The organism is Pseudomonas sp. GV047, from assembly GCF_003058245.1.
In the GTDB taxonomy this organism is placed as follows: domain Bacteria; phylum Pseudomonadota; class Gammaproteobacteria; order Pseudomonadales; family Pseudomonadaceae; genus Aquipseudomonas; species Aquipseudomonas marginalis.
Window position 1 is genome coordinate 20,223 of sequence record NZ_QCWA01000006.1, and the last position, 23,270, is coordinate 43,492.

Sequence of the window (23,270 nt, forward strand, 5' to 3'; positions counted from 1 at the left end):
AAACGATGACCGTTGTACTGGATACACTCGTCGCCGTTCGGCGTACCGCAATGGACCTGCTCGCTCGCCGCGAGCATGGTCGAGTCGAGCTGACGCGTAAGCTGCGTCAACGCGGCGCGGAACCTGAGATGATCGAAACCGCCCTTGACCGTTTGACGGAAGAGGGGCTGCTTTCGGAAGCCCGTTATCTCGAAAGTTTTGTCTCCTACCGAGCCCGGTCCGGCTATGGCCCGGCGCGTATTCGCGAAGAGCTGAGCCAGCGCGGTTTACAGCGCGCCGATATCGACCTTGCCTTGCGTGAGTGCGGTATCAGTTGGCAGGCGCAACTGGAAGACACCTGGCGCCGCAAATTCTCGGGTCATCTCCCCATTGATGCCAGGGAACGCGCCAAGCAGGGGCGTTTCTTGAGTTATCGCGGTTTTTCGATGGAAATGATCAGCCGCTTATTAAGTGGCCGAGACATGGATGACTGAACACCTTGTTGTGCGGTGAACGGCCTTGTTGTGTGGTGAATAGGCTTGTTGTTTGTTGAATGGGCTTGTTGTGTGGTGAATGGGCTTGTTGTGGTGAGCGGGCTTGTTTGTGGTGAGCGGGCTTGCCCCGCGCTGGGCTGCGAAGCAGCCCCAATGGCCTCCCCTTCGATCTAAACCTGAAACACCAAACCTGAAGCCCCCAAAAAAAGGCCCGCTATGAAAATAGCGGGCCTTTTTGCGTTTCTGGATCCTGCGTTTCTGGATTTCACGCCGGCTGCGGCGCTACCCGTTGTTGCGTCTTCCCCTGAGCCTGCGCCCAGTTCTCCGGCAAGTTGATGTAATCCACCAGCTCCCGCAACCGGCCCTGGTCGCGGCCATTGAAGTTGAACACCAACCGCGTCAAATGGCTGAACTTCGGCTCATCATGCTCCTCACCGGTATAGGCCAGTTGCTGGAATTCTCCGCTCAACCGCAGGCTGGCAAATTCACTCTGCAAATGAGCCAGCGCTTGATCGCTGAGCGGGTGATTCATGCGCACCACAAACTCACGTTTCAACCAGCGTGTGGAATGGAAGTTGGCATAGAACTGATTGATCTCTTCCACTGCCTCTTCAGCGCTGTACACCAGGCGTACCAGCTTGAGGTCGGTGGGCAGGATGTAGCGATTGGCTTCCAGCTGGCTACGGATAAAGTCCAGGGCGCCTTGCCAGAAACCGCCACCGGGCGCATCCAGCAACACTACCGGCACCAGCGGGCTTTTGCCGGTCTGGATCAGGGTCAATACTTCCAGGGCTTCATCCAGGGTGCCGAAACCACCCGGGCACAACACCAGCGCATCGGCTTCCTTGACGAAGAACAGCTTGCGGGTAAAGAAGAAGTGGAAGGACAGCAGGTTCTCGGTGCCATCGATGGTCGGGTTGGCATGCTGTTCAAACGGCAGGGTGATATTGAACCCCAGGCTGTGTTCCAGGCCTGCCCCTTCGTGGGCCGCCGCCATGATGCCGCCGCCACCACCGGTGATTACCATCAGGTCCGAACGGGCCAGTGCGGCACCCACCTCGCGGGCCAAGGCGTACAGTGGGCTTTCCACCGGGGTGCGGGCCGAGCCGAACACCGTGACCTTGCGGCGCCCCTTGAACTGTTCGAGTACGCGGAAGGCGTGGTCCAGTTCGCGAATGGCTTGCAAGGTGATCTTGGCGTTCCAGCGGTTGCGGTCGTCCTGGGCCATGCGCAGCACGGTCAGGATCATGTCGCGATACAAGGGGATATTCGGGCTGTTGGGGGCGATCTGCTGGAGCTGAGCTTCAACCTGTTGCGTAAGGTCGGCCCCGTTTTCTTCAAAATGCCGGAGCAGGTGGTCATTCGGTTCGTAAGGCATTCAACTTCTCCTTCTTCACAGAGGCTGGGCCAGCGGCGAGAGATTCGTCCGGGGGCCACGACACTGCATGTGTCGCTGCATACCCAAGGCATTGCACGTGTTCGCCAGGCAGCAAACGGGCTCTGTATATTCCTTGTGATTTAAAAAACCTTTGCACTGCACGTCGCAGGAGGGCAACCCTCTTTTGCCCTGGAAATGTTACAGAACGGCGTGGAAGCCGTGATGAACGGGCGATCAGGATGACTTGATCATGGGCCGAAAAACCCTTGGCTGGCAACCGCTTATTGGTCACTCAGCAGGGAGTTTAGCCGCCTGCAGGGAAATGAAGCAGGGGAGTGCGCGCTACTGGACAGCAGCGCGCGAAGGGCAAGCGAAGATTACTTTTTCTTCTTGGCGGCAGCTGGTGCCGGGCAATCCGCTTCCACGAATTTCACCGATGCCACAGGACGATTGGTCTTGTTCTCGGTGATTTCATAGCGCATCACTGCGCCCTTGGCCATCAGCTCGCGATAACCTTTGTTCAGGCACACGCTTTGCCCCAGCTGGAAATACACCGCCTTGGGGTTGGCGCGCATCTGTTCGGCGCGATCAGGCAATACGCTGAGGTGATCGATCAGTTGCATGCCCTCAACGGTGTAGGCCACTTCCAGGGTTTTTTCGTCGATTTCTCGCGGCAGGTCCTTGTTGCTTTCAGTCGCGACGCTTTGCAGCTTCCGGTTCATTTGGGCCTCCAGCAGCGAGGCCGCCTGGGCGCCCACGGGCAGTACCAGCGCAAGTGCGATGGATGGGGCGGCAAGACGCAGCATGGAACGCAGCATGAAACTCTCCTGATTCGGTTACTGGTGCATAGACCAGCCACTGCGCTGTGCGTTCAGTGGCGCGCAATTATAGGTGACCCCTTGCCACTACAGCCAGGCGTATCGCTGGTAAACTGCGGTCACTTCAGCCTTCCACGAGTTTTCTCCGTGTCGATCTACCCCTCTGTACGGCGCATCCGATGAGCCACGCCGTCTCTCGCCTGCGTACACAGCGCCTGGCACGCGCGATCAAGCCCTTCGTCAATCGAGGCTCCCGTGCCGAACGCTGCCCCGGCTGCCGGGTCATCCCCGAATACTGCCTGTGTGCCTGGCGCCCCCAGGTCGCGGCCAGGTCCGCCATGTGCCTGCTGATGCACGATGTCGAACCCATGAAACCCAGCAACACCGGCTGGCTGATCGCCGACGTGGTCGAGGACACCACGGCATTCGCCTGGTCGCGCACCGAAGTCGACCCGGAATTGCTCACCCTGCTCGCTGACCCGCAGTGGCAGCCCTACATCGTGTTCCCCGGCGAATTCGTGGCGCCCGAGCGTGTCGTCAGTACCGTGACGGTGGCAGAAGGCAGGCGCCCGCTGTTCATCCTGCTGGATGGCACCTGGAGCGAAGCGCGCAAGATGTTTCGCAAGAGTCCCTATCTGGAGCATCTGCCGGTATTGAGCCTGGCGCCTGAGCAGCTTTCGCGCTACAAACTGCGCCGCTCCAAGCGTGACGACCATTTCTGCACCGCCGAAGTCGCCGCCCTGTGCCTGGAACTGGCCGATGACGCTGCTGCCAGCGAAGTGCTGGACGCCTACCTCGACGTATTCAGCACCCATTACCTGGCCGCCAAGTTCCAGCTGCCACTGGACCCGACCGACAGCGTCCATACTCGTCTTGCACCCTATATAGCCACGCTATAGCCAGACGACGTTTGCACGATGGCACCGTAAACCTGCATGCCGCTAAAATGCCCATGGGCGTAGTGCTTGACCCCCCAGGCTGCGCTGGGCATGCTGAGCGCCGATTGGGGTGCAACCGTGAGTTTTCGACGTCGTTCCAAGTGCTTTTGACGTTGAACGTACCCTGTGGCGATGGCTGCCTGGCTGTCGCCTTGTGTATTGGTGAACCCCGAACCCATCGGGGCTGCCATAAAAAACAGGATCATTTAATCAATGGCCACATACGAAATCCTGATAGCCGATGACCACCCGCTGTTTCGCAGTGCGCTGCATCAGGCCGTGACCCTGGGCCTTGGCCCCGACGTGCGCCTGGTTGAAGTGGCCAGCATTGCCGAGCTGGAAACCCGCCTTACCGAAAAATCCGATTGGGACCTGGTGCTGCTCGACCTGAACATGCCCGGCGCCTACGGTTTCTCGGGGCTGGTGCTCCTGCGTGGGCAATACCCGCAGATCCCCGTGGTGATGGTCTCTGCCCAGGAAGACGCCGACGTGGTGGTGCGTTCCAAGGAGTTTGGCGCCAGCGGCTTCATTCCAAAGTCCAGCGCGATGGAAGATATTCAGAAGGCCGTGCGCGCAGTGTTGGACGGTGATGTGTCCTGGCCGCCGCAGGCATTCGAACACATCAACGTGTCCGACGAAGCCAAGGCCGCCCGTGATGGCTTGGCCAGCCTGACGCCCCAGCAGTTTCGAGTGCTGACCATGGTCTGCGAAGGTTTGCTGAACAAGCAGATCGCCTATGAGCTGAGTGTGTCGGAAGCGACCATCAAGGCGCATGTCACGGCAATTTTTCGCAAATTGGGGGTGCGTACGCGGACCCAGGCGGCGCTGCTCTTGCAACAACTTGAGTCAATTGCTCAGCATTAAGTTGTTATCGATTCACGCTTTTTTGACTTTGCGTGATCTAGTTTCCCCACTTCTTTGGTTCAGTTGCCTACGTCTATGTCGCCTTTCAAGGGTCAAACCGGTCTCAAACGTATCTTCAATGCAGGGGGCTATTCCCTGGATGGTCTGCGCGCGGCGTTCACCGGTGAGGCGGCGTTCCGTCAACTGGTCTTGTTGAACGTCATCCTGATCCCGCTGAGTTTTTTCCTGCACGTCAGCCGTGTTGAGCGCGCGCTGCTGATTGCAGTGTGCCTGTTGGCCTTGATCGTTGAATTGCTCAATTCGGCGGTAGAAGCGGCGATCGACCGTATTTCCCTCGACCGCCACCCCTTGTCGAAAAACGCCAAGGACATGGGCAGCGCCGCGCAATTCGTGGCGTTGACCATGATCACCCTGGTGTGGGCCGTGATCCTGATCTGACGATCAGGCAATGCTCGGCAGCACGATCTCGTCGCTGCGCTGAACCCCGGCGGTGAAGGCGCGGCACAGCTCCAGGAACTCCCGCATCGCGGAGGTCTGGTATTTCTGTTTATGCCAAATGAAGTAGAACTGTCGGGCCAGGTCCAGGTCCGGGGTTTCTACGGGCACCAGGCTGCCACGGCGAAATGCATCGCGCAGCGCCAGCCGGGAAATACACCCGATGCCCAAACCCGATTCCACCGCCCGTTTGATCGCCTCGGTGTGCTCCAGCTCCAGGCGGATATTCAGCGCGCTGCGGTGATGGCGCATGGCCTGGTCAAAGGTCAGGCGCGTGCCGGAGCCTTGCTCCCGCAGGATCCAGGCCTCATGGGTCAACTCTTCCAGGGTGGCCACGCCGCGCTTGGCCAAGTGGTGCTGGGGCGCGCAAAACACCACCAGCTCATCTTCCACCCAAGTTTGCACCTCGATATCGGGGTGGCTGCAGTCGCCTTCGATTAGACCCAGGTCAATTTCGTAGTGCGCAACCTGGTGCACGATATTGGCAGTGTTCTGCACATGCAGCTTCACCTGGCTTTCGGGGTGCTGCTGCATGAAGCTGCCGATCAGCAGGGTGGCCAGGTAATTGCCAATGGTCAGGGTCGCGCCGACCGCCAGGGAGCCGAAGCCGGACTTACCGTTGAGCAGGTCTTCGATCTCCTTGGCCTGGTCCAACAGCGCCACCGCTTGAGGCAACAGCTGATGGCCCAAGGCGTTGAGACTCAGGCGCTTGCCGGCACGGTCGAATAATTGGCAGCTGGATTGACGCTCCAGCTCGGTAATCGAGGTGCTGGCGGCGGATTGAGATAAGGCCAGAAGGCCAGCAGCGCGAGAGACGCTTTCCTGCTGGGCGACGGCGACGAAGACTTGCAGTTGACGGAGAGTAAATCGCATATCGATATAACCGATAACCCTTATCTTAATAATCCAGTTAACAGATATTGTCGCCGCCATTAGAATGCTGTGCAATTGCGCACTTCATCTTTGGCGCAGACCCATTTCCAGGAGTCCCCCGTACATGAGCAACATGAACCACGAGCGTGTCCTCAGTGTTCATCACTGGAACGACACTCTGTTCAGCTTCAAGTGCACCCGCGATCCGGGCCTGCGCTTCGAGAACGGTCAGTTCGTGATGATCGGCCTGCAACAGCCCAACGGCCGCCCGCTCATGCGCGCTTACTCCATTGCCAGCCCGAACTGGGAAGAGCATCTGGAGTTCTTCAGCATCAAGGTGCCGGATGGCCCGCTGACTTCCCAATTGCAGCACTTGAAGGAAGGCGACGAGATCATCATCAGCAAAAAACCGACAGGCACTCTGGTGCTTGACGATTTGAAGCCGGGCAAACACCTGTACCTGCTCAGCACCGGTACCGGTCTTGCTCCGTTCATGAGCGTGATCCAGGACCCGGAAACCTACGAGCGTTTCGAAAAAGTGATCCTGTGCCACGGCGTGCGCTACGTCAACGAAGTCGCCTACCGCGAATTCATCACCGAGCACCTGCCGCAGAACGAATTCTTCGGCGAGGCCCTGCGTGAGAAGTTGATCTACTACCCGACCGTGACCCGCGAGCCGTTCGAAAACGAAGGCCGCCTGACCGACCTGATGCGCAGCGGCAAGCTGTTCAGCGACATCGGCCTGCCACCGATCAACCCCGAGGACGACCGCGCCATGTTGTGCGGCAGCCCAAGCATGTTGGACGAGACCAGCGAAGTGCTGAACAGCTTCGGCCTGAAAGTTTCGCCACGCATGCGTGAGCCGGGTGATTACTTGATCGAGCGCGCGTTCGTCGAGAAATAACTGCGGTAAAAAATGTGGGAGGGGGGCTTGCTCCCGATGGCGGTGGATCAGTCGATATACACGTTGACTGATCCACTGCCATCGGGAGCAAGCCCCCTCCCACATTGGGTTTCCGGTTTATCCCGCCGGCACCACTTCCAGCACACAAATCATCCCGGCCTCTGGATAGTGCCAGCGCACATCCACATCCCAGAACTGCGCCCCGTATTCGCGTTCAGGCCCAGGCGTCTGGTACGCCGGGCGTGGATCCTGTGCCAGACACTGGTCGATCAACTCCACCAACGGTTCCCCAAGGCGCTGGGCGTGGCCTTGTGCCTGCTGCAGCGCCGTCTTCAGCCACTGCACGGGAATCAGCTGCGGCGCACCACTGGCGATGCTGTTGGTGGCTGTGTCGATGATGTCGGCGTAGGGCACATACGGCTTGATATCCAATACCGGGGTGCCATCGAGCAAATCGATCCCGGAGATCCACAGCCGGCCCGGCTCCACCTTGTCCAGCTTGACCACTGACTGGCCAATCCCGTTGGGCCGATGAGTCGCGCGGGTCGCAAACACCCCCATGGACGTGTTGCCACCCAGGCGGGGCGGGCGCACTTTCAGGCGGGGCTTGTCTTCCAGGGCCTGGTGGAACAGAAACAACAGCCACACGTGGCTGACCTGCTCCAGGCCCTGTACCGCCTCGCCCTGGTCGAACGGCGCCACCAACTCCAGCACGCCCCGCGCGGCAGGCGCCAGTTGCGGTTGGCGCGGGATGGCGAACTTCTCCTTGAAGCAGGAGCGTACGAAACCGACCGGCGAGACCTGGTAACCCATGGCTTACGTGCGAACCCGCAGCGTCAGGCCCTTGAGGAAGTTGCGCAGCAACTGGTCACCACAGGTGCGGTAGTTGGTGTGGCCGAACTTGCGGAACAGCGCGCTCAGCTCAGGCTTGGACACCGGGAATTCGGCAGCCTTGAGGATGGCGTGCATGTCGTCCTCCTTCAGTTCGAAGGCCACACGCAGTTTCTTGAGGATGATGTTGTTGGTCACCGGGGTTTCGATCGGCTGCGGCGGACGGCTTTCGTCCTTGCCGCGCTTGAAAATCACCAGGCCATCGAGGAAGTGGGCCATGACCTCATCCGGGCAGAACACAAAGCCTTCTTCCTCGTCTTTCTTGAGGTAGGTCAGCAGGTCTTCCTTGGTCACGTCCATGCCGCCGAGCTTGATAAGCTCGACCATCTTGTTGTCGCTGATGTCGAGCATGTAGCGCACGCTGCGCAGTACGTCGTTGTGAATCATGGTGGGCAATCCTGGTTTTCAACGGTGGGCACCGCCGAGTGGGGCGGTGCCTGGAAAGGGGGAGGCTGTTTAGAACTTTTCTTTGCCGGACAGATAACGCCATTGGCCAACCGGCACTTTGCCGATGGACACGCCGCCGATGCGAATGCGGCGGATAGCGACGACTTTCAGGCCAACGGCTTCGCAGAACAGGGCGATCACGCCTGGTTGCGGGTTTTTCATCGCAAAGCGCAGGCGATTTTCGTTCTGCCAGCTGGCTTTTACGGCTGGCAGCTCTTTGCCTTTGTAGGTCAGGCCGTGGTTCAGGCGGTTGAGGCCGTGGGCAACCATGTCGCCTTCAACCTCCACCACGTATTCCTGCTCGATCTTGGCGGCATCGGCGGTCAACTTGCGCAGGATCTTCCAGTCCTGGGTAAACACCAGCAGGCCGCTGGCCTTGGCTTGCAGGTCGGCGCTGGCGGTCAGGCGCAGGAAGTGGCCCTTGAGCGGACGCTTGCTGAAGCGGTGTTCTTCGGACAGGGTTTCGGCGCTGATCGAGGCCATTGCCGTCTCGGCATCGACACCGGCCGGGGCGTGGAACAGGATGGTCACCGGCTCTGGCGCGGTGGCCTTGGCCTCCGGGTCCAGTTCGACCTTCTGGGTGGTGATCTTGAATTGCGGCTCGTCGATCACTTCACCGTCCACCGAGACCCAGCCGCCTTCGATAAACAGCTCAGCCTCCCGACGGGAGCAACCGACCAGTTCGATAAGGCGTTTGGAGAGGCGTATGGGGTCAGTCATGACAAGGGCCGTAACAAAAGGGGGCGGCTATTGTACCTGTGTGGGCGCGGTTAATCCCGGCCCCATTTCATTTAGCCCTGACGGGCGCTTTGTTGTTGCTGGCGCAGGCGCAGGTGCAGCAACGGATAGGGCTGCCCCAGGCCGTCATGTTCGGTGCGTCCGACCACTTCGAAACCCTGCTTGAAATAGAACCCCAAGGCTTGGGGATTCTGCTCGTTGACGTCGAGTTCATCGGCGTTCATGCGCTCGATCGCATAACGCAGCAACTGCCGGCCTAGGCCTTGCCCGCGGTATTGCGGGTCGATAAACAGCATCTCCACCTTACCGCACGCCACCCCGGCAAACCCGGTAATACGCTGGCGTGTGTCTTTGGTGCAGATCAGCATCACCGAATCCAGGTAGCGGGTCAGCAGCAGGTTTTTCAGCAATACGATGTAACTGTCCGGCAAAAAATCATGGGTGGCCCGCACCGAGGCCTCCCAGATGCGCGCCAGCTCTGCGTAGTCGCTGGCTTTAGGTGTGTGGATAACCGAATGCTGACGCATGCCCGCTGCCCCTTGCGATGATGGGTGCTGATGTGCAAAAGATAGACCTAAAAAAGCCCCGCATCTTGTCCAGAGGCAGGGCTTTTCAAGTTTTTTTGATCAGTCGCGCTTTTCAGCCCACAGATCGTACTCATCGGCGTCGGTCACCGTGCACCAGACCTTGTCACCTGGCTTCAAGCCGCTGGCATCGTCGATAAACACGTTACCGTCGATTTCCGGTGCATCGAAGAAGCAACGGCCGACTGCGCCTTGCTCGTCGACTTCATCGATCAGCACTTCGATTTCCTTGCCGATACGCAGTTGCAGGCGCGCCGAGCTGATTGCCTGTTGGTGCGCCATGAAGCGCTCCCAACGGTCCTGCTTGACGTCATCCGGGACCACGGCCAGGTCCAGCAGGTTGGCCGGGGCACCTTCCACGGGCGAGTACTGGAAGCAGCCCACACGGTCCAGTTGCGCTTCGGTCAGCCAGTCCAGCAGGTACTGGAAGTCTTCTTCGGTTTCGCCGGGGAAGCCGACGATGAAGGTCGAACGGATGATCAGCTCGGGGCAGATCTCGCGCCAGTTCTTGATGCGCGCCAGGGTCTTGTCTTCGAAGGCCGGGCGTTTCATGGCCTTGAGCACTTTCGGGCTGGCGTGCTGGAACGGGATGTCCAGGTACGGCAGGATCTTGCCGGCGGCCATCAACGGGATCAGCTCGTCCACGTGCGGGTACGGGTAGACGTAGTGCAGGCGCACCCACACGCCCAGGCTGCTGAGGGCTTCGCAGAGTTCGGTCATGCGGGTTTTCACCGGCGCGCCGTTCCAGAAGCCGGTGCGGTATTTCACGTCGACGCCGTAGGCGCTGGTGTCCTGGGAGATCACCAGCAGCTCCTTGACGCCGGATTTGACCAGGCGCTGGGCCTCGTCGAGTACGTCACCCACCGGACGGCTGACCAGCTTGCCGCGCATCGACGGGATGATGCAGAAGCTGCAGCTGTGGTTGCAGCCTTCGGAAATCTTCAGGTACGCATAGTGACGCGGGGTCAGCTTGATGCCTTGAGGCGGTACCAGGTCGATCAGCGGGTTGTGATCCTGGCGCGGCGGCACCACGTCGTGCACGGCATTGACCACCTGCTCGTACTGCTGCGGGCCGGTCACGGCCAGTACGCTGGGGTGCACGTTGCGGATATTGCCTTCTTCCACACCCATGCAGCCGGTCACGATGACCTTGCCGTTTTCCTTGATGGCTTCGCCGATCACTTCCAGGGACTCTGCCTTGGCCGAGTCGATAAAGCCGCAGGTGTTGACCACCACCACATCGGCGTCCTGGTAAGTGGACACCACGTCATAGCCTTCCATGCGCAGTTGCGTGAGGATGCGTTCGGAATCGACCAGAGCCTTCGGGCAACCCAGGGAAACAAAGCCAACCTTGGGGTTGGCTTTTGCGATGGTGGTGGACATGTCTAACCTCGGTATTGAATGACGCCGCCAGTCGGGCACGACAGGGCTGCGGACGGGCGCTTGCTGCGCCTCTGATCAAAAAGTGCGCAATTCTAGCGACGGGCAACGCTCTTGACCAGCTTTATGCAGGGAAATGCGACGAGTGCTGTGTTGGGTGAATCGCCCAGCCCTTACACGTTCTTAAGCCCGGACGTCCTGCTCTGTGCGGTGCGTTACAACTTTAGACATGCCCACACCTAACGCCTGAAGCACTTTCAGGAGAGTGGAAAGCTTTGGGTCGCCGCCGACGCCGAGGGACCTATAGAGATTTGCTCTATTGAGGCCCGTGTTCTGCGACAGACTGAGCATCCCGCCGCGAGCGTCCGCCACTCGACGGATAGCGACAAGGAACGCGTCTTCCCCACCCGCTTCATCGATTTCCTCAAGCGCGACAGATAGATATTCCAAGGCAAATGCTTCGTCGTCTCGGAGCATTTCAAGAACACTATCTTCATGAGAACGAGTACGAATGGTCATTTTTGCTGCACCTTGTAAGATTTCCAGAGGGCCTTGGCCTGATCAATGTCGTTCTGCTGCCTGACCTTTGAGCCGCCGCCCAACAGGAAAACAATTTTTCGATCCTGGATTGCGTAATACACACGAAACCCAGGCCCGAAGTCGAGTTTCATCTCAAAGACCCCGTCACCCACCGACTCGGTAACACCAAAGTGGCCAAGGGAAGCTCGATCCACTCTGGTGGTGATTCTTGCCTTTGAACGCGTGTCTTGCACGGTGTCCAGCCAAGCCTGGTAGATATCCACCCCGTTGACTGAAAGTACGTGTTTCACTTCGTACATGCGGAATGTACCTTAAAAGAGACAGGGCAATGATTGAGTTTTTATATCGACTACGCAGGTGATGCAGGCGCGCGATTTATTGATCAGGCAAGGTGGCCAAGGAGCTTGCGCATACACCGCTGAGGCTGCGCTACTGAGCCGGGCGGAAAATATACGGTTGGCCGTAAATGTGATCAATGCAGGCAAAAAGGCTCCAAAATGCCGCTTCATCTACGACTGACGGTGTAAATCGATACCCGAATCACTTGAGCAGGGAAATACGACGACCGCTGCGCTATGCTTCGCGCCGTTGCGCACGGGGAAAACCCTTGGGTCAATAAAACGTCTGTTACGACAAGTAAAACAGCGCATGCTAGGGTCAGCTTAGACGCGCTGTTTATAAGAGACCTCAGGTCAAAGGGCAGGAGTGGTTGATGGGTCAGGCAAGTAGTCAGGCAGCAGGTGCCGAGCATTCCAACGCAAAGCCGATCGGCATGCTGGTGGCAGCGGTCGGGGTGGTTTACGGCGATATCGGTACCAGCCCGCTCTATACCCTCAAAGAGGTGTTCAACGGTGGTTATGGGGTGCAGGTCAACCATGACGGTGTGCTGGGGATCCTGGCGCTGATCTTCTGGTCGTTGATCTGGGTGGTGTCGATCAAGTACATGCTGTTCGTGCTGCGCGCCGATAACCAGGGCGAAGGTGGCATCATGGCTCTGACCGCGTTGGCGCGAAGGGCGGCGGGGGAGCGCAAGAAGTTACGCAGTTTCCTCGTGGTGTGCGGCCTGTGCGGTGCGGCGTTGTTCTATGGCGACAGCATGATCACCCCGGCGATTTCGGTGCTGTCGGCCATTGAAGGCCTGGAGCTGGCGTTCGACGGCTTGGAAAAATGGGTGGTGCCGATCGCCCTGGTGGTGCTGGTGGCGCTGTTCCTGATCCAGAAGCACGGTACCGACCGCATCGGCAAGCTGTTCGGGCCAGTGATGGTGACCTGGTTCCTGGTGCTGGGTGGCCTCGGCGTGTATGGCATTACCCTGCACCCTGAAGTGCTCAATGCCCTGAACCCGATGTGGGGCGTGCGTTTCTTCGAGGCCCACCCTGGCATTGGCGTGGCAATCCTCGGTGCGGTAGTGCTGGCGTTGACCGGTGCCGAGGCGCTGTATGCCGACATGGGGCACTTCGGCCGCAAGCCCATCGCCCGCGCCTGGTTCATCCTGGTGTTGCCGGCGCTGGTGCTCAACTATTTCGGCCAGGGCGCCATGCTGCTGGGCGACCCGGAAGCCGCACGCAACCCGTTCTACCTGCTGGCGCCAAGTTGGGCGCTGATCCCGCTGGTGGTGTTGTCCACCCTGGCCACGGTGATTGCGTCCCAGGCGGTGATTTCCGGTGCGTTTTCGTTGACGCGCCAGGCGATCCAGTTGGGTTATATCCCGCGTATGCATATCCAGCACACCTCAAGCGCCGAACAGGGCCAGATCTATATCGGTGCGGTGAACTGGTCGCTGATGGTCGGCGTGATCCTGCTGGTGCTGGGTTTCGAGTCCTCCAACGCACTGGCGTCGGCCTACGGCGTGGCGGTGACGGGGACCATGCTGATGACCACCATCCTGGTGTCGGCAGTCATGCTGTTGCTGTGGAAATGGCCACCGATTCTGGCCGTGCCGGTCCTGGTCTGCTGCCTGTTGGTGGACGGGCTGTACTTCGCGGCCAACGTGCCGAAGATCATCCAGGGCGGTGCCTTCCCGGTATTGGCGGGGATTGTGCTGTTCGTGCTGATGACCACCTGGAAGCGCGGCAAGCAATTGCTGGTGGACCGCCTCGACGAAGGTGGCCTGCCGTTGCCGATCTTCATCAGCAGCATCCGCGTGCAGCCGCCGCATCGCGTGCAGGGCACGGCGGTGTTCCTTACTGCGCGCCCGGACGCCGTGCCCCATGCCCTGTTGCACAACCTGCTGCATAACCAGGTGCTGCATGAACAGGTGGTGTTGCTGACGGTGGTCTACGAAGACATCCCGCGTGTCCCGGCCTCACGGCGCTTCGAGGTGGATTCCTACGGCGAGGGGTTCTTTCGCGTGATCCTGCACTTCGGCTTTACCGATGAGCCGGACGTCCCCGAAGCGTTGAAGCTGTGCCATTTGGACGGCCTGGATTTCAGTCCGATGCGCACCACGTACTTCCTCAGCCGTGAAACCGTCATCGCCTCCCGCATCAAGGGCATGGCCCGTTGGCGCGAAGCGTTGTTTGCATTCATGCTCAAGAACGCCAACGGCAACCTGCGGTTCTTCAAGCTCCCGGTCAACCGAGTGATCGAATTGGGCACCCAGGTCGAAATGTAAGCCTGCGCGGTACGGGAGCCGGCAATCGGCTCCCGCTTTACGTCTGAACCCTGTGCAATCCACGGTTGTCGACTAGGCTCTAAGCACTGTTTGAATAGTGCCCACAGACCCCAGAAGAGGTGCGCCATGAGTCAGCTGCTCGAACCCTATACCCTGCGCCAATTGACCCTGCTCAACCGTATCGCGGTGTCGCCGATGTGTCAGTACTCAAGTGTCGATGGCCTGGCCAACGACTGGCACCTGGTCCACCTCGGCAGCCGCGCGGTCGGTGGCGCCGGGCTGATATTCACCGAAGCCACCGCCGTAACCGCCGATGGCCGCATCACGGCCGAAGACCTGGGCCTGTGGAACGACGAACAGATCGAACCCCTGCGGCGCATCACACGGTTTATCGCCGCCCAGGGCGCGGTGGCGGGCATCCAGCTGGCCCATGCCGGGCGCAAGGCCAGCACCCACCGCCCATGGATCGGCAAGCACGGCAGCGTCAAGCCGCAAGACGGTGGCTGGGTGCCGGTGGGGCCGTCGCCGATTGCCTTTGACCCGCAGCACACCCAACCCAAGCCTTTGGGTGAGGCGCAGATCCAGCAAGTGATCGCCGACTTCGTCGCCGCCGCCAGGCGAGCCCTGACCGCCGGTTTTGAAGTGGTGGAGATCCACGCCGCCCATGGTTACCTGCTGCATCAATTCCTCTCGCCCATCAGCAACCAGCGGCAGGACCAATATGGCGGCTCCTTCGAGAACCGTATCCGCCTGGTGCTGCAAGTGACCGAGGCCGTGCGCGAGGTCTGGCCCCAGGAGCTGCCACTGTTCGTGCGGGTGTCGGCCACCGACTGGGTGGAAGATGGCTGGAACCCTGATGAAACCGTGGAACTCGCGCGTCGCCTCAAAGACCTGGGCGTGGACCTGATCGACGTGTCTTCCGGCGGCACTGCCGCTAACGCCGAAATCCCCACCGGCCCCGGTTACCAGACGCGCTTTGCCGAGCGTGTACGCAAGGAGTCGGGCATCGCCACCGGCACCGTCGGCATGATCACCGAACCGGCCCAGGCCGAGCACATCCTGCGTACCTGCCAGGCCGACATCATCTTCCTGGCCCGTGAACTGCTGCGTGACCCTTACTGGCCGTTGCATGCCGATGATGATCTGGGCGGGCGCAAGGCCATTTGGCCGGCTCAGTACCAACGAGCGACCCATCGGGACCAACCGATCCATGAGTCTGACTTGAGGGATTGATCCTGCGTCGGCGCCGTCGAAACCCACCTTGAACCGGTGGGTTTTTTTTGCCTGCTGCTGTGGGATGGGGTTGTAGGTATTTGTTACCGAGGTGATTTTTTAAGTGAATGCTCTAAAAAAATCCCACACGTAACGAGATTGTTTCTACGCTTAGGGTAGGACTGATTTCTGGCCCAGGAAGTCAGCCTGTTTGTTCACGGAGGCATTGCGCTCCCCGGGAAACGGTTTGTGGGCACAGGAGTTTTTGATCGATATCAGGAGAAACAGTCCATGGCCAAGTCCTATGGTGTAGCGGGTGCGGTGGTGTCTTTTTTTACCCGCAGGGTGTCCTTGCGTGGCCGCAGGTTGAGTTCGGACGAAGCCGAATTACTGGCGCAGTATCGCGCCCTGACCGAAAACGATCAGGTGGCGATGCGGTATCTGATTGGAGCGATGAAGAGTGTGTCGCGGTTCTGATGGCGTGCGCGAGGATCGTTCCCACGCGAGTGGGAACGATCTGGATCAGGTGTACTTGCGCTGCTCCGGTGCCGGCGGGAAGTACTGATACAACCAGGTTTCACTCAGGGTGCGGTCCTGGGTGCGAATAAACAGCCGCAGTTCCACCGGCTCTACGCTGTCGCTGGTTGGGTACCAATCGAACAGAATGCGATAGCCCTTGATGTTGTCGAGCACCAGCACGCTGAAATCCTTCACTTCGCCGTGGGAGCAGGTCACCACCGGCTCGATCCCGGTGCCGGCCGGCAAACGGTCCAGGCCGCCGCCCTTGAAGTCCACGGCAAAGCGGCGCGCCCACACTGGCGGGTAGTGCTCGCCCGGCGCCCAACCTTCGGTAAAGCCGCCCATGCCGGAACGGGTCGCATCGACTTGCGCCAGCGGCGTGCTGACCGGGGGCAGGGCGCTCCAGTACAGCTTGTAGCCATAGTTGAGTGAGTCGCCGGCCGCCACCGGCTTTTTCGGGGTCCAGAAGGCCACGATGTTGTCCAGGGTCTCGCCGGTGGTGGGGATTTCCAGCAGGTCGATCGAGCCTTCGCCCCAGGCGGTGGTCGGTTCGACCCACAGGCTTGGACGCTTGCTGTACCAGTCGACGGTATCCTGGTAGCTGGCGAACTCATGGTCGGTCTGCACCAGGCCGAAACCTTTCGGGTCGGTGTCGGCGAACGCATTGAACTGCAGCTTGGCCGGGTTATTCAACGGGCGGCAAATCCACTCGCCATTACCTCGCCACATCGCCAGGCGGTCCGAATCGTGGATCTGTGGGTGGATGGTGTCGCACATGCGGCGTTCGTGGGTGCCGCAACTGAACATGCTGGTCATGGCGGCGATGCCCAACTGTTCGATGGCGGTGCGGGCATTGATGTTGGCGTCGATGGCCATCACCACTTGGTTGGCCTGGCAGTCGATATCGAAGCGGTAGGCGCCGGTGGCGCTCGGCGAGTCGAGCAGGGCGTAGACCACAAAGCGGGTCGCGTTCTTGTCCGGGGTCTCGAACCAGAACTGCGTGAAGTCGGGGAACTCTTCGCGTTTTTTTGCGTAGGTATCAATCGCCAGGCCACGGGCGGAGAGGCCGTACTGGCCGGTAGAATCCACCGCGCGGAAGTAGCTGGCGCCGAGAAACGACAGCACGTCATGGCGATCCAGTTCCGGCGCCTTGAACAACTTGAAGCCGGAGAAACCCAGGTCGCCGGTCAGCTGTTTGGTGTCGACGGTGGTTTTTTCATAATTGAACAGTGAAGGGCGGAAATGCACTTCGCGGGCTTCACGGGTCTTGGGGTCGACGCTGTGCATGCGCACCGGTGTCTTGAAGCCCATGCCGACGTGGAAGAACTGCACGTCGAGCTGGCCGTTCAATTCCTTCCACAGCGAATGGTTGCCGTCGTAGCCGATGGCGTTGAAATTCTGCGGGGTCATGGTCGCCAGGGTGGGCGGCAGCACCTGTTTGGTGTCTTTATACGCGGTCCCGGCGAGCTGTTTGGCTTGGGCCTTGAGCGTTTCAAAATCGAACGGCACGGCCTTGCCATCGGCGGCACGGTTCCCGGCCCAGGCCTGCGCGGCAAGCAGGCCGCTGGCCGATAAACCGGTGTAGGCCGCAATGGCCATGGAGGCTTTGAGCAAATTCCTGCGGTGCATAGAGACAACCTGTCGTGAGCAAATCCCGCGCCGTTCCTGGCACGTGCTGGATCAGAAATTACGGTTCGGACATGCCTTCGGCCAAACACAACGGACATTAAACAGACGCCGGATAGCTTAAGCGGTTCGATGGAGAAGGAAAATTGATTGATGGCGGGGTGATGGCATTGCAAATGCGACAAGACATTTCCGACGCTGTGAGTGAACACATTACCCACGAATTATGAAGATCCAAATGTAGGAGCGAGCAAGCTCGCTCCTACAATAAAGCGTTACGGCACTTGGGGGATCAGTGCTTGAACATCACATGCCGAACCGTGGTGTAGTCCTCCAAGCCATACATGGACATATCCTTGCCATACCCCGACAGTTTCTGACCACCGTGGGGCATTTCGCTGACGAGCATGAAATGGGTGTTTACCCAGGTGCAGCTGTATTGCAAGCGCGCGGCCAGGCGGTGGGCGCGTCCTACGTCGGCGGTCCATACCGACGACGCCAACCCGTAGTCCGAATCATTGGCCCAGCCCAGCACCTGCGCCTCATCGGTGAATTTGGTCACCGACACCACCGGCCCGAACACCTCGCGGCGCACGATCTCATCGTCCTGTTGCGCATCGGCGAGTACGGTCGGCTCAAAGAAGAAGCCATTGCCTTCCACTGCCTTGCCACCGGTGACCAGGCGGATATGCGGCTGCGCCACGGCGCGTTCGACAAACCCGGCAACCCGGTCGCGGTGTTGCGCAGTGATCAACGGGCCCAGCTCAGTGGCCGGGTCATCCTGCAAGCCGTATTTGATGCTGGCGACCGCCGCGCCGAGTTTCTCCACAAAGGCATCGTAGATGTCCGCCTGCGCATAAATCCGGCACGCTGCGGTACAGTCCTGCCCGGCGTTGTAGAAGCCGAAGGTACGAATGCCTTCCACCGCTGCATCGATATCCGCGTCGTTGAAGATGATCACGGGCGCCTTGCCGCCCAGCTCCATGTGCAGGCGCTTCACGCTGTCGGCGGTGCTGGAGATGATATTCGCGCCTGTGGCGATGGAGCCGGTCAGCGACACCATGCGCACTTTCGGGTGGTTCACCAGCGGACTGCCCACGGTAGGCCCACGGCCGAACACCAGGTTGAGTACTCCGGCCGGGAAAATCTCCGACGCCAGCTCGACCATCCGCAACGCGGTCAGCGGGGTTTGCTCCGACGGCTTGAGCACCACGGTATTGCCCGCGGCCAGGGCCGGTGCGATTTTCCAGGCGACCATCATCAGCGGGTAGTTCCACGGCGCGATGGACGCGATCACGCCCACCGGGTCGCGACGGATCATCGAGGTGTGGCCGGGCAAGTATTCACCACCGGCCGAACCGCTCATGCATCGGCTGGCGCCGGCGAAGAAGCGGAACACGTCGGCAATTGCCGGGATCTCGTCGTTCAGCGCGGCGCTGTAGGGCTTGCCGCAGTTGTCCGATTCCAGCTTGGCCAGTTCTTCGCCGTGGGCTTCGATCACGTCGGCCAGTTTCAGCAGCAACAGCGAGCGATCCTTGGGCGCGGTCTGCGACCAGCCTTCGAAGGCCGCATCGGCGGCGCGCACGGCGGCGTCGACCTGGGCTTCGCTGGCTTCTTTGATTTCCACCAGCACGCGGCCCAATGCCGGGTTGAAGATGGCCTGGGCCGGGCCTTCGCCTTGTACCAGTTGGCCGTTGATCAGCAGTTTGGTTTGCATGATTGAGTCCTCCAAAAAACGCGTGTTATTTCCCTGAAGAAACCGGATTTAAATGTGGGAGGGGGCTTGCCCCCGATGCCAGTGGTTCAGTGACAGCTGTGTTGGCTGTCACACCGCTATCGGGGGCAAGCCCCCTCCCACATTTGAACCGCGTTCCTTCAGTGGCCAAGTTATTTACCACCGCTCCCCGCCACGCTTTCACCACCGCGGGTCAGGTAATAGGCGCCCAGGATCGGGAACATCGTCACCAGCATCACCAGCATCGCGACCACATTGGTCACCGGCACATCCCGTGGCCGGCTCAATTGGTTGAGCAACCACAGCGGCAACGTACGCTCGTGGCCGGCGGTGAAGGTGGTGACGATGATTTCGTCGAACGACAGCGCAAACGCCAGCATGCCGCCGGCCAGCAGCGCCGAGCCGAGGTTGGGCATGATGATGTAGCGGAAGGTCTGCCAGCCGTCGGCGCCCAGGTCCATCGAGGCTTCGATCAGGCTGTGGGACGTACGGCGCAGGCGGGCGATGACGTTGTTGTAGACGATCACCACGCAGAACGTCGCGTGGCCGACGATGATGGTGAACATCCCCGGCTCGATGCCTAATGTCTTGAACGTCGCCAGCAGCGCAATACCGGTGATGATCCCCGGCAGCGCAATCGGCAGGATCAACATCAGCGACACGCCTTGCTTGCCAAAGAACTCGCGGCGATACAGCGCCGCCGAGGCCAGGGTGCCCAGCACCATGGCAATCAGGGTGGCGATGGCGGCGATCTGCAGCGACAGCTTGATCGCTTCCAGCACATCCGGCCGGGCGAAGGCCACGCTGAACCACTTCAGGGTAAAGCCCTGGGGCGGAAAGCTGAACGCGGCTTCTTCGGTGTTGAAGGCGTAGAGGAAGATGATCAGGATCGGGAAGTGCAGGAATACCAACCCGCCCCAGGCTGCGATCTTCAAGCCTAAGGATGATTTCTCAGAGTGCATCGAAGGCCCCCAGGCGTTTGACGATGGACAGGTAAACCGCGATCAGCACGATCGGCACCAGGGTGAACGCCGCGGCCATGGGCATATTGCCGATGGCACCTTGCTGGGCGTAGACCATGCCGCCGACGAAGTAGCCCGGCGGGCCCACCAGTTGCGGCACGATGAAATCGCCCAGGGTCAGCGAAAACGTGAAGATCGAACCGGCGGCAATCCCCGGCACCGACAGTGGCAGGATTACCTGCATGAAGGTCTGGCGCGGCTTCGCGCCGAGGTCGGCGGAGGCTTGCAGCAGCGACGGCGGCAAGCGCTCCAGGGACGCCTGGATCGGCAGGATCATGAAGGGCAGCCAGATATAGACGAACACCATGAAGCGCCCCAGGTGCGAGGTGCTCAAGGTGCTGCCGCCCACGCCGGGAATGCCCAGCACGAACTGCAATACCGGTTCCAGGCCCAGGTGCTGCACGAACCACTGCGCCACGCCGCCCTTGGCCAGCAGCAAGGTCCAGGCATACGCCTTGACGATGTAGCTGGCCCACATCGGCATCATCACCGCGATATAGAAGAACGCCTTGGTCTTGCCCGTGGTGTAGCGCGCCATGTAGTAGGCGATCGGGAAGGCGACGATGGCGCTGGCGATCGACACCACGATCGCCATGCCCAGGGTGCGCAGGATGATGTCGAAGTTCGATGGCTGGAACAGCGCGGTGAAGTTGGCCAGGGTCAGGTCCGGCGTGACCGCCATGGTGAAGTCGTCAAAGGTATAGAAGCCTTGCCACAGCAGGGTCAGCAACGAACCCAGGTAGATCGCGCCGAACCAGATCAGCGGCGGAACCAGCAGCATCGCCAGGTACAGGTTGGGCTTGCGGTACAGCAGGTTGGAAAACCTGCGCATCGGCGGTTGGGAAAGGGCCAGGCTCATGTCACACCTCGCCTGCGCGGTCAGTCAGCGGCGTCATGGCTTCTCGCGCCCAACGGGCGGTGATGGACTGGCCGACCTGATGGCCGCTGCTGATGTCCAGCCACTGGTTGTTGGCCTGGCTGATGTTCAGCGCCTGGCCGTTTTCCAGTTTCAGTTCATAGCGGGTGGCGCTGCCCTGGTACTGGATGTCGTGCAGCAGGCCGCTGATTTCCACTTCGCCGGCGCCCAGCGGGCCCTCGGCAAACCTTACGTGCTCCGGGCGAATCGAAAATGGCTGCGCACTGCCGCTGAGGCGCTGGGCCAACTCGCCGCGAATCACGTTGGAGGTGCCGACGAACTCGGCGACGAACGCGGTGGCCGGTTTCATGTACAGGTTGCGCGGGGTGTCGACCTGTTCGATACGGCCCTTGTTGAACACCGCCACACGGTCGGACATCGACAGCGCTTCGGTCTGGTCGTGGGTGACGAAGATAAAGGTGATGCCGAGCTGGCGCTGCAGCTTCTTCAGCTCGCTTTGCATCTGTTCACGCAGCTTGAGGTCGAGGGCGCCCAAGGGTTCATCGAGCAGCAACACGCGGGGGCGATTGACCAGGGCACGGGCCAGGGCTACCCGTTGGCGTTGTCCGCCGGAGAGCTGTACCGGCTTGCGCTCGCCGTAGCCATCGAGGGCGACCATCCCCAAGGCTTCTTCGGCGCGATTGAGGCGTTCGGTCTTGCCCACGCCTTTGACCTTGAGGCCATAGGCGACGTTGTCGCGCACGTTCATATGGGGGAACAGTGCGTAATCCTGGAATACCGTGTTTACGTCACGCTGATACGGCGGCAAGCCAGCGGCTTCCTCGCCATGAATGCGGATCGAGCCTGCGCTCGGCTGCTCGAAACCGGCGATCAGGCGCAGGCAGGTGGTCTTGCCCGAGCCGGATGGGCCGAGCATGGAAAAGAACTCGCCGTCCTGGATATCGATGGAAACCCGGTCAACGGCCTTCACTTCGCCGAACTGACGGGAAACGTGGGTGAATTGGACTGCAAGCGTCATGGTGCGGTGCTCCAAAAAGGCGCGGGTGGTCGCAGCGCCCGGCCTGGACTGCTGAAAAAACAAAACATCGGTAAATGCGGTCGATGTGGGAGGGGGCAAGCCTCCTCCCACAGGGGATCTATGCCGTCTGCATGGTCTTAGCGGCCGCCCATGATCGCGATGTAGTCCTGGGTCCAGCGGCTGTACGGCACGAACTTGCCGCCCTCGGCCTGCGGGGTTTTCCAGAAGGCGATCTTGTCGAACTGGTCGAAGCCGTTGGTCTTGCAACCCTCGGCGCCGAGCAGTTCGCTTTCCTTGCAGGCTGCCGGCACCGCCGGCAGCGAGCCGAACCAGGCGGCGACATCGCCCTGGACTTTGGGCTGCAGCGACCAGTCCATCCACTTGTAGGCGCAATTCGGGTGCTTGGCCTCGCTGTGCAACATGGTGGTGTCGGCCCAGCCGGTGGCGCCTTCCTTGGGAATGGTCGAAGCAATCGGCTGCTTCTCGTTTTGCAGGCCGTTGACCTGATACGGCCAGGCGCTGGAGGCCACCACGCCTTCGTTCTTGAAGTCGCTCATTTGCACGGTGGTGTCATGCCAGTAGCGGTGGATCAACGGCTGCTGCGCGCGCAACAGGTCGAGCACGGCCTTGTACTGGGTTTCGGTCAGTTCATAGGGGCTCTGGATCCCCAGTTCCGGCTGGGTGCTCTTGAGGTACAGCGCCGCATCGGCGATGTAGATCGGACCGTCATAGGCCTGCACACGACCTTTGTTCGGCTTGCCGTCCGGCAGGTTTTGCGCATCGAACAGCACATTCCAGCTGGTGGGCGCGGTCTTGAACACGGTGGTGTTGTACATCAGCACGTTCGGCCCCCACTGGTACGGGGTGCCGTAGGTCTGCTGGCCCACCACGTACCACGGCGCATCCTTGAGGCGCGGGTCGATGTTCTTCCAGTTGGGGATCAACGCCGTGTTTATCGGCTGCACACGCTTGCCGACGATCAATCGCAGCGACGCATCCCCGGACGCGGTGACCAGGTCATAACCGCCCTTGGCCATCAAACTGACCATTTCGTCAGAGGTGGCGGCGGTTTTCACATTGACCTTGCAGCCGGTTTCCTTCTCGAAACCTGTGACCCAGTCGTAGGCCTTGTCGCTTTCACCACGTTCGATATAGCCGGGCCAGGCGACGATATCCAGCTGGCCTTCACCAGCGCCCACCGCCTTGAGCGGTTCGGCGGCCTGGATACTGACGCTGGCCAGCAGCGCGGTGGTCAAGGCACTGAGCAGTGCGGTCTTATGCGCAGACATGGGGATTCCCTCTTCTTTAATTATGGTCGGGGCAG

Annotated in this window: 24 protein-coding genes; 8 read left to right on the forward strand and 16 right to left on the reverse strand. The window is 60.4% G+C overall.

The window, feature by feature from the left end:
• Positions 1-5: 5 nt before the first annotated feature.
• Entirely contained in the window at positions 6-473 is a 468-nt protein-coding gene (gene recX / locus C8K58_RS16325; RefSeq protein WP_016977936.1) for a recombination regulator RecX, read from the forward strand.
• 265 nt (positions 474-738) lie between these two features.
• Here the strand turns inward: recX and C8K58_RS16330 are convergent, their stop codons facing one another.
• Positions 739-1,851, reverse strand: coding sequence for a TIGR00730 family Rossman fold protein (locus tag C8K58_RS16330; protein WP_027604549.1), 1,113 nt, complete (start codon positions 1,849-1,851; stop codon positions 739-741).
• Between the two features lie 377 nt (positions 1,852-2,228).
• Positions 2,229-2,669: a PA3611 family quorum-sensing-regulated virulence factor gene (locus tag C8K58_RS16335; RefSeq protein WP_027604548.1), complete on the reverse strand. Its 441-nt coding sequence runs from the start codon at positions 2,667-2,669 to the stop codon at positions 2,229-2,231.
• Positions 2,670-2,848: 179 nt separating this feature from the next.
• Between C8K58_RS16335 and C8K58_RS16340 the strand changes: the two genes are divergently transcribed.
• From C8K58_RS16340 to C8K58_RS16355, 3 genes are all read left to right on the forward strand, one after another.
• The gene (locus C8K58_RS16340; protein ID WP_108573932.1) at positions 2,849-3,568 is read left to right on the forward strand and encodes a tRNA-uridine aminocarboxypropyltransferase; all 720 of its coding nucleotides are present in this window, start codon (positions 2,849-2,851) and stop codon (positions 3,566-3,568) included.
• A gap of 252 nt (positions 3,569-3,820) precedes the next feature.
• Entirely contained in the window at positions 3,821-4,471 is a 651-nt protein-coding gene (erdR, locus tag C8K58_RS16350; protein WP_027604545.1) for a response regulator transcription factor ErdR, read from the forward strand.
• Positions 4,472-4,546: 75 nt separating this feature from the next.
• Entirely contained in the window at positions 4,547-4,909 is a 363-nt protein-coding gene (locus C8K58_RS16355; RefSeq protein WP_065938722.1) for a diacylglycerol kinase, read from the forward strand.
• 3 nt (positions 4,910-4,912) lie between these two features.
• On the opposite strand, the gene C8K58_RS16360 is transcribed toward C8K58_RS16355, so the two are convergent.
• On the reverse strand, positions 4,913-5,839 hold the full coding sequence (locus C8K58_RS16360; protein WP_027604543.1) for a LysR family transcriptional regulator: 927 nt from the start codon (positions 5,837-5,839) through the stop codon (positions 4,913-4,915).
• A gap of 124 nt (positions 5,840-5,963) precedes the next feature.
• Here C8K58_RS16360 and fpr point away from each other — a divergent pair, with 124 nt between their 5' ends.
• Positions 5,964-6,743, forward strand: a complete 780-nt coding sequence (fpr, locus tag C8K58_RS16365) for a ferredoxin-NADP reductase (protein WP_003172178.1) — start codon at positions 5,964-5,966, stop codon at positions 6,741-6,743.
• Between the two features lie 117 nt (positions 6,744-6,860).
• Here the strand turns inward: fpr and tsaA are convergent, their stop codons facing one another.
• The 7 genes from tsaA to C8K58_RS16400 all read right to left on the reverse strand — a co-directional run bounded on the left by tsaA (position 6,861) and on the right by C8K58_RS16400 (position 11,622).
• Positions 6,861-7,556, reverse strand: coding sequence for a tRNA (N6-threonylcarbamoyladenosine(37)-N6)-methyltransferase TrmO (tsaA, locus tag C8K58_RS16370; RefSeq protein ID WP_027604541.1), 696 nt, complete (start codon positions 7,554-7,556; stop codon positions 6,861-6,863).
• 3 nt (positions 7,557-7,559) lie between these two features.
• On the reverse strand, positions 7,560-8,021 hold the full coding sequence (locus C8K58_RS16375; RefSeq protein ID WP_027604540.1) for a DUF1456 family protein: 462 nt from the start codon (positions 8,019-8,021) through the stop codon (positions 7,560-7,562).
• Between the two features lie 69 nt (positions 8,022-8,090).
• The gene (locus tag C8K58_RS16380; RefSeq protein ID WP_092356391.1) at positions 8,091-8,801 is read right to left on the reverse strand and encodes an rRNA pseudouridine synthase; all 711 of its coding nucleotides are present in this window, start codon (positions 8,799-8,801) and stop codon (positions 8,091-8,093) included.
• Between the two features lie 71 nt (positions 8,802-8,872).
• The gene (locus C8K58_RS16385) at positions 8,873-9,346 is read right to left on the reverse strand and encodes a GNAT family N-acetyltransferase (protein WP_027604538.1); all 474 of its coding nucleotides are present in this window, start codon (positions 9,344-9,346) and stop codon (positions 8,873-8,875) included.
• A gap of 99 nt (positions 9,347-9,445) precedes the next feature.
• Complete coding sequence (rimO, locus tag C8K58_RS16390; RefSeq protein WP_005785474.1) at positions 9,446-10,786, reverse strand: 30S ribosomal protein S12 methylthiotransferase RimO; 1,341 nt, start codon at positions 10,784-10,786, stop codon at positions 9,446-9,448.
• Between the two features lie 180 nt (positions 10,787-10,966).
• Positions 10,967-11,302 carry an addiction module antidote protein gene (locus tag C8K58_RS16395; protein WP_043293399.1) on the reverse strand — a complete coding sequence of 112 codons (336 nt, stop codon included), beginning with the start codon at positions 11,300-11,302 and terminating at the stop codon, positions 10,967-10,969.
• Positions 11,299-11,622 carry a type II toxin-antitoxin system RelE/ParE family toxin gene (locus tag C8K58_RS16400; protein ID WP_027604536.1) on the reverse strand — a complete coding sequence of 108 codons (324 nt, stop codon included), beginning with the start codon at positions 11,620-11,622 and terminating at the stop codon, positions 11,299-11,301. Before C8K58_RS16400 ends, C8K58_RS16395 begins: the two co-directional genes overlap by 4 nt.
• Before the next feature lie 413 nt (positions 11,623-12,035).
• Here C8K58_RS16400 and C8K58_RS16405 point away from each other — a divergent pair, with 413 nt between their 5' ends.
• The 3 genes from C8K58_RS16405 (at position 12,036) to C8K58_RS16415 (ending at position 15,626) form a co-directional block, all read left to right on the forward strand.
• Complete coding sequence (locus C8K58_RS16405; RefSeq protein ID WP_027604535.1) at positions 12,036-13,937, forward strand: potassium transporter Kup; 1,902 nt, start codon at positions 12,036-12,038, stop codon at positions 13,935-13,937.
• Positions 13,938-14,063: 126 nt separating this feature from the next.
• Complete coding sequence (locus C8K58_RS16410) at positions 14,064-15,170, forward strand: NADH:flavin oxidoreductase/NADH oxidase (protein WP_108573934.1); 1,107 nt, start codon at positions 14,064-14,066, stop codon at positions 15,168-15,170.
• A gap of 270 nt (positions 15,171-15,440) precedes the next feature.
• Complete coding sequence (locus tag C8K58_RS16415) at positions 15,441-15,626, forward strand: hypothetical protein (protein WP_027604533.1); 186 nt, start codon at positions 15,441-15,443, stop codon at positions 15,624-15,626.
• A 45-nt stretch (positions 15,627-15,671) separates the two neighbouring features.
• Here the strand turns inward: C8K58_RS16415 and C8K58_RS16420 are convergent, their stop codons facing one another.
• From C8K58_RS16420 to ydcS, 6 genes are all read right to left on the reverse strand, one after another.
• Complete coding sequence (locus C8K58_RS16420; protein ID WP_108573935.1) at positions 15,672-17,297, reverse strand: glucan biosynthesis protein D; 1,626 nt, start codon at positions 17,295-17,297, stop codon at positions 15,672-15,674.
• A 289-nt stretch (positions 17,298-17,586) separates the two neighbouring features.
• Entirely contained in the window at positions 17,587-19,011 is a 1,425-nt protein-coding gene (locus tag C8K58_RS16425; protein ID WP_108573936.1) for a gamma-aminobutyraldehyde dehydrogenase, read from the reverse strand.
• Between the two features lie 170 nt (positions 19,012-19,181).
• Positions 19,182-19,991: an ABC transporter permease gene (locus C8K58_RS16430; RefSeq protein ID WP_025856826.1), complete on the reverse strand. Its 810-nt coding sequence runs from the start codon at positions 19,989-19,991 to the stop codon at positions 19,182-19,184.
• Positions 19,981-20,910: an ABC transporter permease gene (locus tag C8K58_RS16435; protein ID WP_098480288.1), complete on the reverse strand. Its 930-nt coding sequence runs from the start codon at positions 20,908-20,910 to the stop codon at positions 19,981-19,983. The genes C8K58_RS16430 and C8K58_RS16435 overlap by 11 nt, the downstream gene beginning before the upstream one ends.
• 1 nt (position 20,911) lies before the next feature.
• Complete coding sequence (locus C8K58_RS16440; protein WP_027604528.1) at positions 20,912-21,946, reverse strand: ABC transporter ATP-binding protein; 1,035 nt, start codon at positions 21,944-21,946, stop codon at positions 20,912-20,914.
• A 137-nt stretch (positions 21,947-22,083) separates the two neighbouring features.
• A complete protein-coding gene (gene ydcS / locus C8K58_RS16445; RefSeq protein ID WP_065926496.1) occupies positions 22,084-23,235 on the reverse strand; it encodes a putative ABC transporter substrate-binding protein YdcS in 1,152 nt (383 codons plus the stop codon).
• Between the last annotated feature and the right edge of the window lie 35 nt (positions 23,236-23,270).

Coding starts and splice junctions, on each gene's coding strand:
- recX (WP_016977936.1), top strand. CDS start 6: ATGACCGTTGTACTGGATACACTCGTCGCCGTTCGGCGTACCGCAATG.
- C8K58_RS16330 (WP_027604549.1), bottom strand. CDS start 1,851: ATGCCTTACGAACCGAATGACCACCTGCTCCGGCATTTTGAAGAAAAC.
- C8K58_RS16335 (WP_027604548.1), bottom strand. CDS start 2,669: ATGCTGCGTTCCATGCTGCGTCTTGCCGCCCCATCCATCGCACTTGCG.
- C8K58_RS16340 (WP_108573932.1), top strand. CDS start 2,849: ATGAGCCACGCCGTCTCTCGCCTGCGTACACAGCGCCTGGCACGCGCG.
- erdR (WP_027604545.1), top strand. CDS start 3,821: ATGGCCACATACGAAATCCTGATAGCCGATGACCACCCGCTGTTTCGC.
- C8K58_RS16355 (WP_065938722.1), top strand. CDS start 4,547: ATGTCGCCTTTCAAGGGTCAAACCGGTCTCAAACGTATCTTCAATGCA.
- C8K58_RS16360 (WP_027604543.1), bottom strand. CDS start 5,839: ATGCGATTTACTCTCCGTCAACTGCAAGTCTTCGTCGCCGTCGCCCAG.
- fpr (WP_003172178.1), top strand. CDS start 5,964: ATGAGCAACATGAACCACGAGCGTGTCCTCAGTGTTCATCACTGGAAC.
- tsaA (WP_027604541.1), bottom strand. CDS start 7,556: ATGGGTTACCAGGTCTCGCCGGTCGGTTTCGTACGCTCCTGCTTCAAG.
- C8K58_RS16375 (WP_027604540.1), bottom strand. CDS start 8,021: ATGATTCACAACGACGTACTGCGCAGCGTGCGCTACATGCTCGACATC.
- C8K58_RS16380 (WP_092356391.1), bottom strand. CDS start 8,801: ATGACTGACCCCATACGCCTCTCCAAACGCCTTATCGAACTGGTCGGT.
- C8K58_RS16385 (WP_027604538.1), bottom strand. CDS start 9,346: ATGCGTCAGCATTCGGTTATCCACACACCTAAAGCCAGCGACTACGCA.
- rimO (WP_005785474.1), bottom strand. CDS start 10,786: ATGTCCACCACCATCGCAAAAGCCAACCCCAAGGTTGGCTTTGTTTCC.
- C8K58_RS16395 (WP_043293399.1), bottom strand. CDS start 11,302: ATGACCATTCGTACTCGTTCTCATGAAGATAGTGTTCTTGAAATGCTC.
- C8K58_RS16400 (WP_027604536.1), bottom strand. CDS start 11,622: ATGTACGAAGTGAAACACGTACTTTCAGTCAACGGGGTGGATATCTAC.
- C8K58_RS16405 (WP_027604535.1), top strand. CDS start 12,036: ATGGGTCAGGCAAGTAGTCAGGCAGCAGGTGCCGAGCATTCCAACGCA.
- C8K58_RS16410 (WP_108573934.1), top strand. CDS start 14,064: ATGAGTCAGCTGCTCGAACCCTATACCCTGCGCCAATTGACCCTGCTC.
- C8K58_RS16415 (WP_027604533.1), top strand. CDS start 15,441: ATGGCCAAGTCCTATGGTGTAGCGGGTGCGGTGGTGTCTTTTTTTACC.
- C8K58_RS16420 (WP_108573935.1), bottom strand. CDS start 17,297: ATGCACCGCAGGAATTTGCTCAAAGCCTCCATGGCCATTGCGGCCTAC.
- C8K58_RS16425 (WP_108573936.1), bottom strand. CDS start 19,011: ATGCAAACCAAACTGCTGATCAACGGCCAACTGGTACAAGGCGAAGGC.
- C8K58_RS16430 (WP_025856826.1), bottom strand. CDS start 19,991: ATGCACTCTGAGAAATCATCCTTAGGCTTGAAGATCGCAGCCTGGGGC.
- C8K58_RS16435 (WP_098480288.1), bottom strand. CDS start 20,910: ATGAGCCTGGCCCTTTCCCAACCGCCGATGCGCAGGTTTTCCAACCTG.
- C8K58_RS16440 (WP_027604528.1), bottom strand. CDS start 21,946: ATGACGCTTGCAGTCCAATTCACCCACGTTTCCCGTCAGTTCGGCGAA.
- ydcS (WP_065926496.1), bottom strand. CDS start 23,235: ATGTCTGCGCATAAGACCGCACTGCTCAGTGCCTTGACCACCGCGCTG.